Below are 18202 nucleotides of genomic sequence, written 5' to 3'. Positions count from 1 at the left end.
AACTCAAACTATTTGGCCTGCTCTAAGGCAATCTCCATCATAAAGCTTCCACGGCCCATCAAGCCTTCCAAGGACGATTGCCCTCCGTCCAACCTTTTTGCTTCCAATAATCCATATCCAAAGGGTTATATCCATTCTTTTGTATCATTCGACAGATCATAAACCAGCCTTTTAATTTCATTCCCGGCTTCACTTTACCATGATTGTTTTTGATATCTGTCGCAAGTCGATCCATGTCCTTATGGATCTTAGCCAGTTTCTTTTCGGAAACTTCCTCCCAACCGGTAGCAGCAACTGCCATCCCATATTTATATATCTTCGGAATTCCCCAGTTAAAAAGACTGTCTGCCATGTCCTTATTGGTAGACTTCATTCCTGCTCCGGCTGCAGTACTGATACAAACACCTTGCTTTTTAAACATCTTTTCCTCAGGACGATGAACCATCCAGCGATAACCAAGATGATCCAAAAACGCCTTCATAGAGCCGGATGCATGCATCACGTATACAGGACTTGTTAGAATTACAACATCCGCCTCATCAAGAGCCTCGACGATTGGCTTTAGTTTTTCATGATGTGGACAGTGCTCTTCACCCTTTACAAAGCAATTGGTACATCCAATACAGAATTCTCCAAAATCTTTGGGAAGGAAAAACTCCGTTGTCTCGCCGCCGATTTTGTCTGCCAACTCTTTGCCAATATGGTACGTCGACCCATGATGATTCTGACCGTTAATGATTAAAACTTTCATATCACATGCCTCCTACAAACTGGATTTTATGCAATTAACATCCTCTACAATTATTTACCGTTAAAAGAATTGAACCATGCTCTCTCTTCAAAGCTCTTTTTAGGCGGAACCATAAGCCCTGCTTCCAAGATGGTAACCAGGTCCTCTCTAGGCACTTTTGCTCCAGTGTATTTTCCACGATAACTATGTCTGTTTTTGATTGCATCTATAGTATTCATATTATCTTTCTATCACCATAAAATCCCATTAAAATCAATATCAATGCACTTCCAGCAAGAATTCCATCCATAATGCCGGCTGGCAATAAAAACATCATCAGCGTAATGGTTATTATGCAGATATTATCTTGGAATTATTGAAGCTTGAATTCAAAAAACTTTCCAATATCAAACTTATCATTTCCTAGTAACAACGCGGGTATCATACATAGCACACCAGCCAGTTCCATGAATCCGCCATGAATAATCATGATAATTGCTGCTATCTTATATTTTTTCATAGTTTTTCCTCGCCCCATAAACTCTAATTTGTATATTTCACTGCCTTTAATTATACAGAATCCTTAGTCGTCGCGAAATACCAAATCGATATTCCTGATATTTAAGCAGTCCTGTTGTAATATTTTTATCAATCATACAGTTATAAAATGTATTTATTAATAATAACTGTACGTCTTCAATCTGGCGTTCAAGAACCGCCACACAGCAATAACCAAAAAGGCCCAGCCCCGGCAAAAAGCCAAGGGGCTGAGCCCAATTATTTCATTTTATGCAACGCAGTGTAATAATCTCAGATTACTTGTTAGCGATAGCTGCCTGTAGTGGTGTGCTATCCTACGACACTTTTTGCAACGTTCACATTATTGCTCAGAAAGAGCATCATAAACAATTTTATATAAATACTCTTTTTTGCTAAAATCACTTCCATCAGAAAAGAATGCATTGTATGCAACAAGAGCAGTTCTAACATAGCCAGCATTTTCTTCAAAAAGCTTTCGATTAATCATTATTCCTTGTGCTTCAATAAATTGACAGCAAAAAGTTATTGTAGTTCGAGTATTTCCTTCTCTAAATGGATGAATTTTCCACAATGCCGCTAAAGAATCGCAGAATTGATTTGCTAATTCTTCATGATTAAATGCATCCCATTCTTTTTCTCTCATGTCTTTCAATACATGATGAATATCAGAAACAATATCAAACGGATCAGAATACTCTACAGATTGTCCACCTAAAACATCTTCCTCTTTATAAATCGAAATAGTTCGAGGCGAACCCGCCCAATCAAATATATCTTGAAAGATAACCTGATGCATCCTAAGAAAATGTTCCGTGTGATAATCTCCCGGCAATGGATTAATTGCTACATCTTTTAATCGATATACAACATAATCAGCCTCAGCTTCATCCAGCAATTCTTGAGATTTTATACCAAGAATATTTTTTAGTACAGGAACGTCCTCATAAAGATAAGGATCACGCATTTGTGGACTCCTTCATCTTATATTTCTTATCTAAAAAACGCTTTGCATCCTCCATTGTTACTTCACCACGTTTTTCTTTTTCTATATATTCTTTAAAATCTTTAGTTGGCTCTAGACCGTCTACTTTAATCATACCTATTGCATAATTCCATGCGTCAGCATTAGTCATAATATCCGCCTCCTTTTCTATTATATTTTAACATATATCGGCATATATTTCGATTTATATCCGCGCAGTCTTTTCAATTAGTGTAGAAATACATTTTTACAGGCGAAAACTATTAAACCCGACGCAAGTACAACGTAAATTTTTACGCCGCATTTTCAAAACTTTAAATATATTTATTTTTTTGAAAGTAAAAAATGGCAGTTATCTTTCGATAACTGCCATTTGTAATGTTCATTATTCAGTTAAGAGCTCGACAAACTGCCGATTTGTCGGTCTACATTGTATTCCGGTTAATACGACTATCACTTTCCTGCAAGTTTTAAGAATTTCTTATCGTTCATTTGCTCGTTTGTAACATACTCCCCATCATGGAATAACGCATAATTCGTAATCGGTGTCGGTGCATTCTGTGCTTCTTCTTTGCTTTTAAGATGTATTGCCTTGAATGCAATACCATTTTCTTTTGCCGTCTGCTCCAAAACTGGGACATATTTTGCATTGAACGGGCACTGATTCGTATAGTACAGAACATATCCCTTCTCTTCTATATGCGGATGTTTTGCACATTCCTTAAACACCGGAGCTTTTGCATTTTTATCAAACGGCATATACCAAAGCTGAATACCATTATCAGCTTCATCGCTCACGACAAATCCTTTGTACTTCAGAAACTTCGGATCAGCCAGAAACGGTTTCTTCTTTGAAGCGCAAAGAATACAAAGCCCTTTTTTCCCCTTTTCCTTACTATCCTCGATGCAGGCAGTAAGTAGATCAGTAGAATATCCATGTCCTTTGAAAGCCCCGGACACCCAGAGACAGTCAATGTACATATATCCATCTGCCTCTATCGGAATCCATGCGTTTTCCGCTGAGATATATTCGATAAAGCACTTTCCGCGCTCTACGCTCTTTAGGAAAACGAGTCCTTCATCAAACCTCTCCAAGAGCCATGCCTTCTTAGAAGAAACCTGAGCATCCTTATTATTTGATATCGCGCAGCAAATATGCTCCTCTTCGAGGTTATCTTTTGTTACATAAACATATTCCATGACCGCTCCTTTCAATAATATGCCAAGGAACACTTAAGCTCCTTGGCATAGATAGTATTTACTCAATAGGGAAACAAGCTTCCGTTACATACTCATCAGGATTCTGTGTCTGTGCAGGACTCACATGATAGATATTAAACATAGGTCCATTCATTTTATATCCATTAGCTTTGATCCATGACGCCACAGTTGCATATGCCTCACCCATCTGGTCGTAGCTGCCTTTAATGATACAACTTGCAACCTTTACTGCAGGAAGATTTTTAAACTTTACATGTTCCGTATCGCTATAAGAACCATTCACAGTCATCCACGCAATGATTTCGACATTTTCTTCCTTGTACTCGGGATCGAGGAACTCAGCCGCCGCAAGGCACGGGTCAGCCGGCACAAGATTCTTGCATTCGCTCATCATTGTATTCCAAAGCATTCCTTCATCTTCATAGTGAGGAACCACCATCTGAACCGTGGCAGCATATCTCTCTGGTATTGTTTTTACAGTTACATCAAAACTCATATTCTGCTCCTTCCTCAGCCTCTTTCTGGCTGTTTCCAGAAGCATCAGTTTGTACTCCGTTTCTTTGGAAAGCTTTGAGAGCTCCTTCTGCCTCTCTGACAGGAAGGCATCCATCTTTTCTTTATCATCATAGCTGTCAAGAATCTTGATAATATCTGCAAGGGCAAAACCCATATCCTTGAGTGATGTGATCCTTCCGATGGTAAAAAGCTGTTCCTCGCGATAATAGCGGTACCCAGTAAAATTATCGATTTCAGCCGGTTTCAAAAGTCCGATATCATCATAGTGACGTAACATCCTGATGCTTACTCTGGATAGTTTTGAAAATTCGCCTATTTTAAGCATTTGTTCCTACCTCCATGGATGTTTTTCTCTTGAGCTCACTACAACGATAATCCCTCACATAATGTGAGAGTCAATATACATTTTTTAAGTTTTCATAAAACGTAAAACTGAAAGATATTCTCGTTAAGTATTCTCAAAGAACTCTATTGTTCGTTTACATACATCAACCATAGTTTCATCTGATGGCAGATGTTTACTGTCTATTTCAACCATCGCGACAGGTCCTGCAAAGATTTTCCCTGCCTTGTTAAATACTCTGCCTGCCGGAAAAAAGATATCCTTTTCCGACGCAATTATCAGAAGCGGAGCTTTAAACGATATCATTTCCCTCTTCTTATATTCCCTTGGCGGTCTCATCTCCATCTTGTATGAAGACATCATAATGTCGAAGAATTCTCTCCATATCGAATCCCCTTTTCCACCCATAGACTCAATCACTGCATCAAGTGTTTTCCCGGAAGGACTAAAATAGTATTTCATAAACGGAACGACCATCTTGCCCAGCATAGGCAGTATCGAGCCATGTGCAATTCCTGACGGAACCAGAAGCAATGCACTTCTTACATTCTCCGGATACATCCTGGCAAATGAAAGAAACATAGCGGAACTGTAGGAAGATACAACAAAGGATATCCGATCTTCTTTGTAATAATCCAGTACTTCCTTGATCCACAGTCCGTACTCATCCTTCTTGCTGCTTATATTTCTGTATGGATCACTTTTCCCCGGCATACCAATCACATCCGGTGCAATGATACAGTATTCTTGAAGCAATGGAAGAAACAGTTTCAGATTCAACGTTGTGATCCCGTTTCCGCCATGTATTGTACATATCCTTGGCTTTTCAGGATCACCAACGAGAAGGCAATGGGTTTTGCCAAATGATGTATCAAAATAATCTTCCGAATATGGTACATCAAGAGATGCAAGGGTCTTATCGTAGAACTCATGCATCTTCTTCCTGCCGTCTTCATTTTTATAAACGAACTTTCCGTTCTTTATATTGCCCATAATACGTTATCCTAAAATATAATTCTCTCTACAATTATTTACCGTTAAAAGAATTGAACCATGCTCTCTCTTCAAAGCTCTTTTTAGGCGGAGTCATAGGCTCACCCTCAGCAGTTCCAACAGGAAGAATGCATACTAGTTCATAGTCCTCAGGAACGTTCAATATTCTTGCAATCTTGTCACCAATCCTGTCCTCGTCAGTAACATGGCCTTCAAACCAGCAGCTCTGATATCCCAGATCAACAATTGCTAAAAGCATGTTCTCGATAGCAGCAGAATAATCTTGAACAGAATAACACCTGTCTCTGTAGGCAATGATTCTCTTTGTCAGAACACAAATTAGAGCTGGAGCAGTCTCAACAACAGGAGGATCAATTACTCCCATAACCTTTTTAAGAACCTCAGGATCATCAACGCAGATAAGACTCGTTGTCTGCTTGTTGCAACCTGATGGAGCCATAAGCCCTGCTTCCAAGATGGTAACCAGGTCCTCTCTAGGCACTTTTGCTCCAGTGTATTTTCCACGATAACTATGTCTGTTTTTGATTGCATCTATAGTATTCATAACATCCCCTTAAAAATCATTAGTTATCTTTCTATCGCCATAAAATCCCATTAAAATCAATATCAATGCACTTCCAGCAAGAATTCCATCCATAATGCCGGCTGGCAATAAAAACATCATCAGCGTAATGGTTATTATGCAGATGATTACCGACAGCACTAACCCCCACATTCTATTTTTAAGCAGTCCTATAGCACCAATCAGTCTAATCACACCGTAGATTGCCCCCATAACAATCATCATATAAATGTTATCTTGGAAATATTGAAGCTTGAATTCAAAAAACTTTCCAATATCAAACTTATCATTTCCTAGTAACAACGCAGGTATCATACATAGCACACCAGCCAGTTCCATGAATCCGCCATGAATAATCATGATAATTGCTGCTATCTTATATTTTTTCATAGTTTTTCCTCGCCCCATAAACTCCGATTTGTTAATTTTCCTGCCTTTAATTATACAGAATCCTTAGTCTTCACGAAATACCAAATCTATATTCCTGATATTTAAACAGTCCTGTTGCAATATTTTTATCAATCATACAGTTATATTTGTATTCTTTCAGAAAAAAACTGTATCCGTCTCAAAAAGTCTCTCCTAGTGTGTATTATTTCCACAAAAATGCTATACAGAATATTAATCATGAGTAGCAATACGCTGTCATATCGTCATAATGCTTTCAAAGCTATTTCAACTAGGCATTTCCATACAGTTAAAAAATGTATTTATTAAATAATAACTGTACGTCTTCAATCTGGCGTTCAAGAACCGCCACACACCAATAACCAAAAAGGCCCAGCCCCGGCAAAAAGCCAAGGGGCTGAGCCCAATTATTTTCATTTTATGCAACGCAATGTAGTAATCTCAGATTACTTGTTAGCGATAGCTGCCTGTGCCGCTTAAACTGGGATACACCATTTTATTAGCCTTAAACATTTTCTTCTTCCAGTCTGTTGTATCTACCTCAAATATTGCGTTTCCGACCTTCGGATTCAGATACCAAATAAATTCTCCCTTATCATAAATGATTCGCTCTACGAATCCATCAATTATTCTATCAGGAATCTTGGCTCTAGGATCAAAAGCTTCCATATTAATAAACGCAGTAAGGCTCTTAATTCTCTCCTGCTTAAGAATATCATTTTCCGATTCGAGCATCTCCTGCTGACATTCTTCATTAGATTTCTCAAGATTTGATATCTGCTTTTCTATCTTTTCCTTCTTTCTTTGATACATTTCTCTGGAAATATCTCCCAAAGTGCACATATCTACAAGTACTGATATCTGACTCTTTAGCTTATCAATTTGTTTGATGTTATTCTCAACCTTTTCCTTAACATTTGTTCCATTTGATTTTACATCAAATAAATCTTCAGCCATAGATATCGCATCATTATAAATCGCTTGTCTATTAGATACCAATTTCTTAAATAGAAAATCCGCTTGAACGACAAGTTTCCATTCCATAAATGTATCATTGTCGCAAATACCCTCTATATCAAGCCCCTTTTTCTTTCTAAAACTAGGAGTACCAGTATGAAGCTGATCATAACATTGAAATACAAAGGAAGGATCCCCAGTCTTGGACATATGTGCCATTCTTCTATTTAAAGCGTGTCCACATTTACATTTGCATTTTCTTCCCCAGACATTCTTGCAAGGAGACTGGCCGTTCATCTTTATATTTCCTTTGGCATCCTTCTTTTCAAATGAATTCAAAGACCTCATTCGCTGAGCTTCATCGTACATCTCTGGAGTAATAATAGGCTCATGATTTCCCTCAACATAAACCTTTTCAACCGCTCCATCATTACGTATCTTTTTCTGAGTAAGGTAATCCGGCACGTATTCCTTACGATACTCAATTCTTCCACAATAAAATGAATTCTTAAGGATTCTACTAATATTACTAGAAGACCATCTGGTAAGGCCTGTTGCCGTTTTGCGACCTTCCTGCTCCATGATATCTTGGATACGTCGCACCCCATTGCCATCCAGGTATAATTCATATATTCTCTTAACTGTTTCCGCCTGCTCCTTATTCACAACAAAATGATTTTTATCAACGCGGTCATATCCAAGAATATTTCCAGTTCCATATATGACGCCATTTTTAAATGAAATCATCTGGCCAGCTTTTACTCTCTGAGATATCTTCTTGCTTTCATTCTGAGCAAGTGTAGCCATAATCGATAATCTCAGTTCACCATCTTCGTCATTCAGTGTCCAGATATTATCTTCTGTGAACCACACTTCGACTCCATAAGACTTAAGTATTCTAGTCTGCTGAAGAGTATCTACCGTATTTCTAGCAAATCGTGATACCTCTCTTGTAATAATAAGATCGAACTTTCCATCTTTGGCATCCTGCATCATTTGAAGGAATCCCTCTCTCTTATGAATAGAAGTTCCGGTTATTCCTTCATCAATATATCGTTCAACAAGTGTAAGCTCAGGATGACGTGACAGAAGCTCATCATAATACTGCACCTGGTTTTCAAGTGCAGATATCTGCGCCTCGTGTTCTGTAGAAACACGAGCGTAAATTGCTGCTCTACGTGTCATCTGTTTCCACCTCATTTTTATATTTTCATCTAGATGATGACATCATGATAAAATCAAGCTGTTATTCTCACAAGGATGTCAATATCTCGTTTCTTGGCAATATATTTCAATTCATCTTCTGTTATCTTTCCTTCGTCACAAAGCTTTTCCATAATACTGAAAGCAGCAAGCTTAATGGCTAACTTTTCTGCTTCCGGTGAAAACGTGACTTCCTGCATTCCTTCCATTTTTTTCTACCTCCCTTAATCTCCAACTGAATACAAAGCGTCTCGTCAATTACGTTTTTCATAAAACTCTCTGGCAGACTCCCTATATATCGCATCAACTTTTCGCGGCCTATGGTTGTAATTTGTTCTGCCATAGAAGCTGACTTCTCATCCAAGCCTCCCACTTTGTCTATGATGGCATGTGTAGGAAACCATTTGCTTTTATGAATCTTAGTTGTTATAGGTATGACTGTAATGGTTGGTGAATACTGATTGCCCTTATCATTCTGAACAACCAATACTGGTCGCTCACCTTTTTGAACAGAACCAATATTCTCTCCCAAATTAGCCAGGTAAATGTCACCTCTTCTTATTTCTCTCATAAATCCTCCTAAGTAAAAAGAAGGCACCCCTCCAGTACTAGGAATGCCTTCTATAATTCAGTTATCTGTCTCTCTAATTTGTTCTCAACACCCCAGAGATGCGGGAAATCACTAAGCGGCTGTAGCACAGCTCCATAGGTTCTTCCTCTTCGCGGTTCTCGCGTAGCTGCCCCCATTGCGTGTTCAGGCAAAGCCCTACTGGCTGTGGCTAGGCAGAAGTATCATTATACCCGTATCCATCAAGGCAAGGGCCGGTGCTGCCGACTTTTCAGGGAGGCTATCTCGCTCATGGCGGGCCTATGGTGCTCCGAAATACGGGAACGTACTTAGTGAATGTGTATTCTGTTGTCAAGGAACATGTAGAGAAGTATACAAATTTCTCATCTTTTCTCTACATGCTTAAGTCTAAATGGGAACCGCTATGAAATCGTTAGCGTAGATGTGAACTTGATGTACACAGAACGTGAACATCATTTATCAAGGATCTCTATTTGCTTTAAAATAACAACCGCAGCTGACTTTGCCTCATCACTCTTTAGCTGAAATAATATATTTGAAGCTTGATTAGTAACTGGATCAGCATTATCGGGTGTATCACCAAATAATATATAGTCCGCAGATACATTTAAAGCTGCGCATAGTTTTTGTAACAAATCCTGGTATAAATATCTACGATTATTTTCATAATTTGAAATTGCTGACCCTCCTTCGAGACCAATTAATTCTGCCAGCTTCTCCTGTGTGTATCCAGCATCAATTCTAGACTTTTTAATTCTTCCACCAATCGTAGTAGTATCAATATTCATACTCAAGACCTTCTCCCCTCGTATTCGACACAAATACTTTAATCGTTCAATTTTAAAAGCCACAAAACACCAACCATTATCAAGAATAGAACGCATTTCTGCTGTAGCATTCTAGATTAGTCGATGTTTTGCGGCTCTACGCTCTCATGTAATCAATTCAAGAATCCAAGTCTCATCGTCATGTCTTTTCATATTCACCTATACTAGGCTTCCTTTAGATATATTATTGGAACATTGTTTTCATACGCATATGTTTCTAACCTTTCCTTTAAATTAATATCGCCTCTATAAGAGTTATCATTCATTACTATTGGACAGCCTGCAGCCGAAACAAAAGATGTATGCAACTCAAAAATCGAAGTATCAGACAGTGTTTTCATATTATTATTGAAGAAATACTTAATCCCACTATTCTCTCCATACTTAAGTAATTCATTCGCTCTAGTCTTCCGTTCCACAACACTGTTAGAAGAAATAATAGCAGGAATAGCTCTAGTCACATAGTTTGCAGCTTCAATAGCATTTAATGATTTAAACTTTATTGCATTCTTCAAATCATGAATGGGGAACAGCTTTTCTAAGCGAGCTTTCTCAATTTCATTCAAAACCCATTCAAGCTCATTCCATAGTTCCGGTGTTAATTCACTAAGTCCCCAGAAAAGCTCAACTATATTTATATTTTTGATTTCAAATCCAATCACACCATTCAAATATGCAACCAAAAAACCTTTGTTTACTTCCAAGAAAGACATTTTGTTATTAAGTATCTTTCTTTGAGCAACGGCAATCTGCCAATCTCCTTTTCTAAATGCCTTCATATCATTTTGGGAATTAATAATAGCCTGACTAACAATAAGACTTAAGCATTTTCTTAAACTTTCATCTCCATCTTTACCCAAATAAAAAATGTTAATCTTCTCAATAAAACTAAAGTGATAATTGAACAACAATAACAGTATTCTCTCGATATGATATCTCAGAAATGGTTTTCTCTTAAAATAAGAACGAATTTCATCCCAACTTAATTGCGGATAAAGTTCCTCCTCTTTAGGTGTATTCTGAAAAAAAACATTATCCTGCATATTACCAGAATCATCAGTATAGCTTTCTTCATCATCTTTATTACTAGGCAAATCCTGTTTTTGAGGAATCTGTTTAATAAGAATCCTTGAATCAATATCTAATACTTGGGCAATTATTTCTACTGTCTCTATATCAGCTGGAAAGTTATATCCATACTGCCAGTTGTTTACCGCTGAATCAGAAACATGTGCTTTTTCAGCTATTTCTTTCTTAATAGATTCTGCAGTGCGTTTATCATTTTTCATTAATTGTTTAAATAATTGACCGTCAAATTCAATTCTATTCTCATTCTTGTCCTTAAGCATTAATGTTCCTCCCTTTTGAGAATTCTAAATTCAATTTAGCCTATTTAATAGTGAAGAGAATAGTTAGTTTTTTTCAATTAGGCCGATTATAAAAAAACTAACCATTGTTTTAAATTTCCTAACTATCTTTCCGTTTATATAGTAGCGCGCTTTCTATGTTTAAAACTATAATAAAATTCCATTTATATATCCACCATATTTGATACATATTGCAATATTCATTTAATATGTTATCATATTCCTTAGATATGCTTTATATACTTCTGTAATTTTTACTATTTGATATATATTAGGAGGATTATTTTGAACTATATAGAAAATGCACACAATTACATTTCCAAAAAGCTTGATGAAACAGGAATGACACAAACCAAATTTGCCAGTACCATTCTGGATATGAAACAATCTAATTTCAACAAGGCACTAAATCAAAAAGATGGCCATGATTTTACACTTGAGCAATACTTAGCCATGGCTGATTACTTCAATATATCACTAGATACTTTATTTGGTCGTGATTCTCAGTCCTCTCAAATTAATCCCCAAAGCATTTGTTCATGGATTATGAGTTTATATAAAACAAAGCGTGCCATTTTAACACCAATAACGCTTAGCGAAAAAGATGCCAAACTAAGCTCCGATTCAATGCCAATGGATAATAAGTATAAAGCCTTAGTATTTCCAAACTATGACAATAATAGTAGTAAATTTAAATCAAATGAATTCTTTAAACTATGTAATGGCGGTTTTGGAGGTGATAACGGCTACGATAATAAGGACTACGATAATATAGCCATTAACAATTTTATACAAAAATTCATAGACATTGATTCATTCTATACAGAAAAAGGAATGCCAAAAGAAGCATATGACATTGTAATCCAAAAGTATCTGGAGGAACTAAGTTCTAATCCATATTGTATGCCTCAGGATATTCAACCTTCAAAAGATCAAGATAACGACACAAGTAGTCTTTAATAAATAAAACCTTTGGCAAAATCCAGGGATTTTATTATCAAAAAATTTTTTGTGTAATTTTTACACCAATAAAAATGGACAAGATAGCTAATCTATCTTGTCCTTCATAGTTTTATACTAACTTTTACCCTGATACCCATTCTTCTGAGCTATTTCATTAATAGTCTCAGCATACAATGCTCTGGATCTCTTATCTGGATTATCATTATAGTTTTTCTTATCAAGATATAAATCCCAAACATCTTCCCAAAGTCCATTGTGTTTAATCCACTGAACCTTCTTTTCTAGACGATATCCATCAGGTTGATCAGACCATACATAATTTCCTTGTTCTTTTTGAAACCTTATATACTGCTGATGCTTCTTGCCATTATCATCTATCCAGTCATAGACTAATGCAAAGTCACAACTATACTCTATTCGATTTCTAGAAGATGACAATCTTTTTAATGTAATGACCCTGGTAGAATCCTCACAGAACTCATATCCTCTAGGACGTGCCACCGTATTAATGGCATTCATGACATTGTACTTGATTTCTTTTGCAGAAAACTCTTCGTCATCATCATTGATATGAAGATTCACATCAAAATCAAACCCTTTGTTAGTAGTGTAATCACAAGTAATCATATTCCGTGCGCTACTACCAATAAAATCATAACTGAAAGTAAACTTGTCTCTCAGTATATCCTGCACCTCATGGATGATATCAAGGAATTCATCTCTATATGGTGCGGCTTCTTTCCTAGACACATACTCGTAGTGATACATACCGCTCTCCTTTCTATTCCCCAAACCGTCCATCTAGTGTCATCACTAAATCGTTATATAATACAATATTTGTGATAAAATTTACAACTAAAAGTATGTAATAACCCAAACATCGGTACCATATTATTATCTCCCAAAGCTATAACTATTACAGCTCTACACTTGTTTGATAACATATTCAATCTTCTTTTGGAGTTCGACATTTTCAGCTTTAAGATATCCATCAAAGCAATAGGGGAAGGAAAATCTACGTTCACCACTTTCAAATTCAACATCAACAGTCTTTCCATCGCATGCCAATATAACACCAGTTCCATATTTACCATGTTGTACTGATTCATTAAGCACTACACTAGAAAGTTCATCGATTGTAAATGGTCTATCCTCTTCATCAGCTTTTGCAAAAGGTGCATAGTATACCTCACCATGAACTTGCACATCGACCGCGGTTTCTTCACTTCGAATCTCATACCGTTTTTCTGGTAATCCATATACGTTCACAAGCTGATGGCCTGTCGAAAAAGCATTTTCTTCTAAGTATGTCTCGTTATCGAACAATAATTCTTCTATTTCTCTTGAAGATTTTTCTACGTAAAAATCCTTCTCAATAATTCTACGAAGCTTATTTATCAAGAACAGATTCTGCACATTCTCCGTATCCTCATTAGGCATGAGCACAAATAGATAATCCTTCGCTCTACTGATAGCAACGTTTACAATATTCTGCTTGTTAAGGAACATATCCTTGCTTGTACTAATACTTGGTGGAGGATTAAAGAGTGCAAGAACAATATCACACTCATCTCCTTGAAATCCATGAATAGTTCCGATATCAAGTGAAATATCCTCTGGTATATCAGCTGATGCCACAAGCTTATCCAACAATCCTGCTTGGGCACTATATGGTGCAATTACACCGATTCTAAATAATTCACCCTTATTACATCTAGCCAATGCTTTTGCAATATATACTACAAACTCATACGTAAATAGTGCAGAATAAACATGAAAACTACTGAGCTTTAGCCTCTTGGATCTATAAATACTTTCATATTTACTTACAGGGAACGTAATGATATTCAAATTATCATAGTCCAAGTATCTTTCTATATTAAGCGGTCTTGCATCTTCATTAGAACGGGCGTGCTTCAGAACACCATTATATGTTAGCTGGCTAAACACTTCACCTACGCTTTCAATGCTTCTGTATTGCGTGGTTAATAGTGTTATTTCATACTTATGCGGAACAGTATCTGCATCCTCAGAAAATTCTTCAAGATGTACCATCTTATAGATATTTTCTGTTTTCCACTCAGCCACAGCTGTCGTAGGCTCAATCTGGAATGGATCACCGGCAACAATAAACTTCTTTGGAGTTTTCAAATACATCATGTAAACCATCTGAATCAGCGGAATCATTGAAGCTTCATCCACAACAATATAATCCCAATTGATTCCATGGAGATGATTACGATTTCCATTTGAATCGATGAAATAATCATATGGCAATCTTGCCATTGTAGTAACAACAACACACTTGTCATAATCATTTATTTCAAGTTTTTTTCCATGAAAAATTTCACTCTTCTCAATATTTTCATCTCCGGTAACCCCGTAGCGAATCAGCCAGTCAACATAGGAATCATCTTCTCCCATCTCCTGCATTATCCTTGATGCCAATACATCAGCTGCCTTATTAGTAGGTGTTAGAACTAATACCCTACACTTCTTTTCTTTCTTAATAAGTGGAATAAGGGTTTTACCAGCGAGATATGTTGTCTTTCCTGTTCCGGGAGGTCCAAAAATAAATCTGATATTCTCACAAAGGTTCTGCTGCATATCATATTCATCATCAAAGTTATATGGATTCTCTGCAAACTTTGCAAACTGCTTCTGCAGTTCACGTGTTAAGAATGTTGGATTCTGAGCAACTATTAAAGCTTGTGTTACTTCTGAAAAATCTGCTTCATCCAAGAAATCATCCTGTTTAATCTTTACTCTGAGGGTATAAGATTGAACATTAGCAACTTCTATTACCAGTCTTTTGGTTGCCCCATCCATAAATGTCAGATCCAATGGTATATCCACAAGTTCTTCCATTACTTGAGGAATATTCTTATCAGGGTGCTTTAGTATCAACGTCCTATTTGTTCCAAGCTCCCTTTCAGCTGCAGCAAAAGAAATTGAAACCTCTCGGCTTCTGGCGTTTTCATCACCATTAGCCATTGATTCCAATTCGAGTAAAGCCTTAAACCAACCATATGAATACTTTGTTGCATGAAGGGCACGTTCCTGGGCTTCTTCTATTTGCGCAAGCTTAGAAATCTCTTCTTCAAACTTCTTCTTGGTCTGTTCAATCTTCTTGGAATAATCTACCGGAGCCTTTGTTATTTCATCATTATCTGCTTCTGGCGCTTCTTCTTTTTTCTTTTCCTCTGGTTCAGGTTCAGATTTTTGCTTCTTTACTCGTTCCTTGATGTCATCCAGCACTCGATCCTCGAATGATTCCTCTGTTTTATTCTCTGGAGATCCATCGTTTTTATTACCAACTTCTGAAACATCAGTATTATCTTTTAGAAGCTCCTCACTAAGAAACCTCTTTAATTTTTCCTCCTGTTCAGGAGTCATCTTTTCAAAATCAAGTCCCATTTGATGCAGCTTATCGCGCATCATGAATAAACCTTTAGTTTCCTCATCAAGTTCATCATACTCAGGATGTTCATTTTGGATTCCAAGGCGATCAATCAGTCTCTTTGCTCCATCCGATTTTATATCATATCTCGAATCAAGTTCTTGGATAGTAATGTTTTCTGGGCTACAAAGGACTCCGCTTTTGTTAAAAATCCATTCCATTTCGTGCAATAATGCTGTTCCTGGCCCATCAAATTTTTTATAAAGCTGTTCTCTGAAGAAGTATCTGTATGCACCTCCATAATAAAGTCCAGAACATCCCGTTCGGTTAGTTTCAAAGAATTTTACTAACTGCTTCCAAAAATAAACAGATAGTTCTACATCGTCATTATCTTTGATTTTGTTTAAAACAAATTCATCGTGGTCAATTCTATATTCCGTCCATTTTTGGTATCTAGTCGTTCTTGGCCACTTACTTCCAAATTCATCGGCTTCATCTCTCGAATATTCTACTTCAACGAGATCAACTGCCTCCAAGACTCCCAAATCTATCAAAAAGTCATGTAAATACTTGGATTCCTTCTTTCTCAAATAATCAATATACGTATCAATATCAACAAACATAGAGTCACATGTACCCTGAAAATAGTACCTTAGCTCATCTGAAGGATAATATAAGTCACTTGGTACGTATGCATCACCTGAACTTGTGCCATCTTCACTTATTCCTAAAACAAAGTGCTTGTCTCGTATCTGTCTAATAAATGGATATGTTTCTTCATCTCCCTCAGTCAACTCAATGTAGTAATCCAAAAATGCTCTAAAATCGCTTTTCGGATTAAAATCATCCTTCTTAAGAATCTTATTAAATATCTTGTCCTTCAATTCAGGAGTTTTGATTCCTAAGCGTTCAATCAATTTTTGCGTCTGTTTCTTGTCAACATACTCTGATGAAATAGTGTTATATCCCCTGCTGTCTTCATCTTCCAAGAAAAGAATTGCTACACCACGAGAGTCAAATGCTGCAGAAGCTTCACCCTTTTGATTTATAAAAATAGGCGCAGTTCTAGCTTTCTCTACTCTCTTATCGGTCTCCAAAATAAAATCATACAGTTTATAAATCCATGTTTTCTTTTGTGATTCGATAAAATCAGCAGTCAGGAGCTCAATAATCTTAACATCCTCAATATAGTAGTTTGTCCACCTACCCATTAAGCTACGTAAATAATCAGCTTTACCATCTCTTGCTCTGTAATATGTCTCATAACCCTTTGTTGGCAAAATCCATTTAGCATCTTCGTTTTTAATCAATACCGCTAGCTGATCATTTGAAAACAGATCCGAGATGTTCGCCCAATAAGGCGCATATGCGTTCTCTGCAGTTACATAGTCGTCAAAACTAGGCAGAATTTCCTCTGTGCTAAAAGTATCTTTTATCTCATCAAAAAATGGTCTGAAGGAAATATCATCCCTTTCATTCTTAGGCGTATATAAATCTTCGTCAATCGGCAAGTAATCCAATATATCATCATTGATGTACATCTTACCTGCTTCGAGCCCTATATCACGCAAATACACAAAACTATCTGCAGATAGTTCTGCCAAAAGCTCAATCATTCTCACATTATGCTTATCATTAGCCTTAATTCCCTCACGACTATCAGTAAGTAAAAATGGCGCATTAATAATGAAATTCAGATTAGTTGTCTTCTTTGTTGGGAAGAAGCAAAATGCGTAATAATCCGTCTGCTTAAGCTTTCCTTCTTCATCAAAAATAAAACCAACAGAATACTTATAATTTTCCTCGGTCTTTCTTGAAAACAGCCACATTTTTCCCTTTTCCTTATCCTGGCCGTTTACAAGTTCTATTCTTTCTGCCGTGGTTTCATCTATAGTTCTGGTTTCTTCAATCTGTTTCTCATATTCACCATGTTTTTTCCCAATTTTATATGATATCTTCTTAAGGTTGTTCAGAAACAATGTTGGAAACAGCAAATTCTGAAGCTTATGAGAAATATCTTCATATGCCTCAGCAGCTTTTCTATCTGGATGATTGAATGGAAATACAAATGCAGTCTCATCATTTTTCTTTAGGTTGCAATCATCCTTTATAATTACCGGAACGATGAAACGCTCTATTTTGAAACTGATTTCCGGATCATAAATATATGGAGTCGTTGTGTACTGGAAAACAGCTTTAAAACCAACACCAAATTTGCCGATAGACGCTGCTGTTTTGTTTGAATTAGCTATGGATGTAATAGCATTAAGATCCCCCAAAGCTCCTGTCTTTGTATCATCTTCCTCTTTATCAAGGTCACTGACATTAAAATGTCTTGAGCCATTGTGGATAAAAACCAACTTATCATCAAACAATTCAAATCGTGCTTCTGTTGCTCCGACATCATCTGCATTCTGAATAAGCTCATAAATGAAATGAGCCTGATCAGAATATTTTTCTACAACGCTTGTCTTAAGACCTCTCATGGAAGCCTTTTCAAGCATTGCTGCACTTTCTTTTCTATCGTTTGTTAGTTTTTCAAATAACTGTTTATCTTTCTCAGTCATATGCACAACCCTA

18 protein-coding genes are annotated in these 18202 nt (G+C 36.8%); 1 reads left to right on the top strand and 17 read right to left on the bottom strand.

Annotated features, from left to right (window positions below; genetic code table 11):
• Positions 1-58: 58 nt before the first annotated feature.
• The 15 genes from BM102_RS05650 to BM102_RS05595 form a co-directional block, all read right to left on the bottom strand.
• Positions 59-751, bottom strand: a complete 693-nt coding sequence (locus BM102_RS05650) for a flavodoxin family protein (protein WP_090479862.1) — start codon at positions 749-751, stop codon at positions 59-61.
• 50 nt (positions 752-801) lie between these two features.
• Entirely contained in the window at positions 802-969 is a 168-nt protein-coding gene (locus tag BM102_RS14170; protein ID WP_143085464.1) for a nitroreductase family protein, read from the bottom strand.
• 134 nt (positions 970-1103) lie between these two features.
• Positions 1104-1250, bottom strand: a complete 147-nt coding sequence (locus tag BM102_RS14290) for a hypothetical protein (RefSeq protein WP_177175569.1) — start codon at positions 1248-1250, stop codon at positions 1104-1106.
• Positions 1251-1610: 360 nt separating this feature from the next.
• Positions 1611-2234 carry a Fic/DOC family protein gene (locus tag BM102_RS05645; protein ID WP_090479859.1) on the bottom strand — a complete coding sequence of 208 codons (624 nt, stop codon included), beginning with the start codon at positions 2232-2234 and terminating at the stop codon, positions 1611-1613.
• Positions 2227-2403 carry a hypothetical protein gene (locus tag BM102_RS05640; protein WP_176757607.1) on the bottom strand — a complete coding sequence of 59 codons (177 nt, stop codon included), beginning with the start codon at positions 2401-2403 and terminating at the stop codon, positions 2227-2229. Before BM102_RS05640 ends, BM102_RS05645 begins: the two co-directional genes overlap by 8 nt.
• Before the next feature lie 302 nt (positions 2404-2705).
• The gene (locus BM102_RS05635) at positions 2706-3452 is read right to left on the bottom strand and encodes an N-acetyltransferase (RefSeq protein WP_090479856.1); all 747 of its coding nucleotides are present in this window, start codon (positions 3450-3452) and stop codon (positions 2706-2708) included.
• 58 nt (positions 3453-3510) lie between these two features.
• Positions 3511-4314, bottom strand: a complete 804-nt coding sequence (locus BM102_RS05630) for a MerR family transcriptional regulator (protein WP_090479853.1) — start codon at positions 4312-4314, stop codon at positions 3511-3513.
• A 123-nt stretch (positions 4315-4437) separates the two neighbouring features.
• The gene (locus BM102_RS05625; RefSeq protein WP_090479849.1) at positions 4438-5325 is read right to left on the bottom strand and encodes an alpha/beta fold hydrolase; all 888 of its coding nucleotides are present in this window, start codon (positions 5323-5325) and stop codon (positions 4438-4440) included.
• Between the two features lie 34 nt (positions 5326-5359).
• A complete protein-coding gene (locus BM102_RS05620) occupies positions 5360-5890 on the bottom strand; it encodes a nitroreductase family protein (protein WP_090479846.1) in 531 nt (176 codons plus the stop codon).
• Positions 5891-5899: 9 nt separating this feature from the next.
• Positions 5900-6298 carry a DUF2127 domain-containing protein gene (locus tag BM102_RS05615; RefSeq protein WP_090479843.1) on the bottom strand — a complete coding sequence of 133 codons (399 nt, stop codon included), beginning with the start codon at positions 6296-6298 and terminating at the stop codon, positions 5900-5902.
• A gap of 471 nt (positions 6299-6769) precedes the next feature.
• Positions 6770-8458, bottom strand: a complete 1689-nt coding sequence (locus BM102_RS05610; RefSeq protein WP_090479841.1) for a recombinase family protein — start codon at positions 8456-8458, stop codon at positions 6770-6772.
• Positions 8459-8511: 53 nt separating this feature from the next.
• Entirely contained in the window at positions 8512-8685 is a 174-nt protein-coding gene (locus tag BM102_RS14285) for a hypothetical protein (RefSeq protein ID WP_177184215.1), read from the bottom strand.
• Complete coding sequence (locus BM102_RS05605; RefSeq protein ID WP_090479838.1) at positions 8637-9047, bottom strand: type II toxin-antitoxin system PemK/MazF family toxin; 411 nt, start codon at positions 9045-9047, stop codon at positions 8637-8639. The genes BM102_RS14285 and BM102_RS05605 overlap by 49 nt, the downstream gene beginning before the upstream one ends.
• 470 nt (positions 9048-9517) lie before the next feature.
• Positions 9518-9853 (bottom strand): helix-turn-helix domain-containing protein, encoded by a 336-nt coding sequence (locus BM102_RS05600; RefSeq protein ID WP_177194917.1) that lies wholly within the window; start codon positions 9851-9853, stop codon positions 9518-9520.
• Positions 9854-10056: 203 nt separating this feature from the next.
• A complete protein-coding gene (locus BM102_RS05595; protein ID WP_090479833.1) occupies positions 10057-11241 on the bottom strand; it encodes a helix-turn-helix transcriptional regulator in 1185 nt (394 codons plus the stop codon).
• Positions 11242-11544: 303 nt separating this feature from the next.
• On the opposite strand from BM102_RS05595, the gene BM102_RS05590 reads away from it, so the two are divergent.
• The gene (locus tag BM102_RS05590; RefSeq protein WP_090479831.1) at positions 11545-12219 is read left to right on the top strand and encodes a hypothetical protein; all 675 of its coding nucleotides are present in this window, start codon (positions 11545-11547) and stop codon (positions 12217-12219) included.
• Positions 12220-12336: 117 nt separating this feature from the next.
• Here BM102_RS05590 and BM102_RS05585 read toward each other — a convergent pair whose 3' ends face one another.
• Positions 12337-12990, bottom strand: a complete 654-nt coding sequence (locus tag BM102_RS05585; RefSeq protein WP_090479828.1) for a hypothetical protein — start codon at positions 12988-12990, stop codon at positions 12337-12339.
• A gap of 156 nt (positions 12991-13146) precedes the next feature.
• Complete coding sequence (locus BM102_RS05580; RefSeq protein WP_090479825.1) at positions 13147-18189, bottom strand: DEAD/DEAH box helicase; 5043 nt, start codon at positions 18187-18189, stop codon at positions 13147-13149.
• Positions 18190-18202 lie beyond the last annotated feature (13 nt).

Source organism: Pseudobutyrivibrio sp. JW11, from assembly GCF_900115355.1.
Taxonomy (GTDB): domain Bacteria; phylum Bacillota; class Clostridia; order Lachnospirales; family Lachnospiraceae; genus Pseudobutyrivibrio; species Pseudobutyrivibrio ruminis.
The sequence above is the reverse complement of the archived record's forward strand: the minus strand, read 5'-3'. Positions and strand labels throughout refer to the sequence as shown.

Excerpts from the sequence above, each read along its gene's own strand:
- BM102_RS05650 (WP_090479862.1), bottom strand. The coding sequence starts at position 751 with ATGAAAGTTTTAATCATTAACGGTCAGAATCATCATGGGTCGACGTAC.
- BM102_RS14170 (WP_143085464.1), bottom strand. The coding sequence starts at position 969 with ATGAATACTATAGATGCAATCAAAAACAGACATAGTTATCGTGGAAAA.
- BM102_RS14290 (WP_177175569.1), bottom strand. The coding sequence starts at position 1,250 with ATGAAAAAATATAAGATAGCAGCAATTATCATGATTATTCATGGCGGA.
- BM102_RS05645 (WP_090479859.1), bottom strand. The coding sequence starts at position 2,234 with ATGCGTGATCCTTATCTTTATGAGGACGTTCCTGTACTAAAAAATATT.
- BM102_RS05640 (WP_176757607.1), bottom strand. The coding sequence starts at position 2,403 with ATGACTAATGCTGACGCATGGAATTATGCAATAGGTATGATTAAAGTA.
- BM102_RS05635 (WP_090479856.1), bottom strand. The coding sequence starts at position 3,452 with ATGGAATATGTTTATGTAACAAAAGATAACCTCGAAGAGGAGCATATT.
- BM102_RS05630 (WP_090479853.1), bottom strand. The coding sequence starts at position 4,314 with ATGCTTAAAATAGGCGAATTTTCAAAACTATCCAGAGTAAGCATCAGG.
- BM102_RS05625 (WP_090479849.1), bottom strand. The coding sequence starts at position 5,325 with ATGGGCAATATAAAGAACGGAAAGTTCGTTTATAAAAATGAAGACGGC.
- BM102_RS05620 (WP_090479846.1), bottom strand. The coding sequence starts at position 5,890 with ATGAATACTATAGATGCAATCAAAAACAGACATAGTTATCGTGGAAAA.
- BM102_RS05615 (WP_090479843.1), bottom strand. The coding sequence starts at position 6,298 with ATGAAAAAATATAAGATAGCAGCAATTATCATGATTATTCATGGCGGA.
- BM102_RS05610 (WP_090479841.1), bottom strand. The coding sequence starts at position 8,458 with ATGACACGTAGAGCAGCAATTTACGCTCGTGTTTCTACAGAACACGAG.
- BM102_RS14285 (WP_177184215.1), bottom strand. The coding sequence starts at position 8,685 with ATGGAAGGAATGCAGGAAGTCACGTTTTCACCGGAAGCAGAAAAGTTA.
- BM102_RS05605 (WP_090479838.1), bottom strand. The coding sequence starts at position 9,047 with ATGAGAGAAATAAGAAGAGGTGACATTTACCTGGCTAATTTGGGAGAG.
- BM102_RS05600 (WP_177194917.1), bottom strand. The coding sequence starts at position 9,853 with ATGAATATTGATACTACTACGATTGGTGGAAGAATTAAAAAGTCTAGA.
- BM102_RS05595 (WP_090479833.1), bottom strand. The coding sequence starts at position 11,241 with ATGCTTAAGGACAAGAATGAGAATAGAATTGAATTTGACGGTCAATTA.
- BM102_RS05585 (WP_090479828.1), bottom strand. The coding sequence starts at position 12,990 with ATGTATCACTACGAGTATGTGTCTAGGAAAGAAGCCGCACCATATAGA.
- BM102_RS05580 (WP_090479825.1), bottom strand. The coding sequence starts at position 18,189 with ATGACTGAGAAAGATAAACAGTTATTTGAAAAACTAACAAACGATAGA.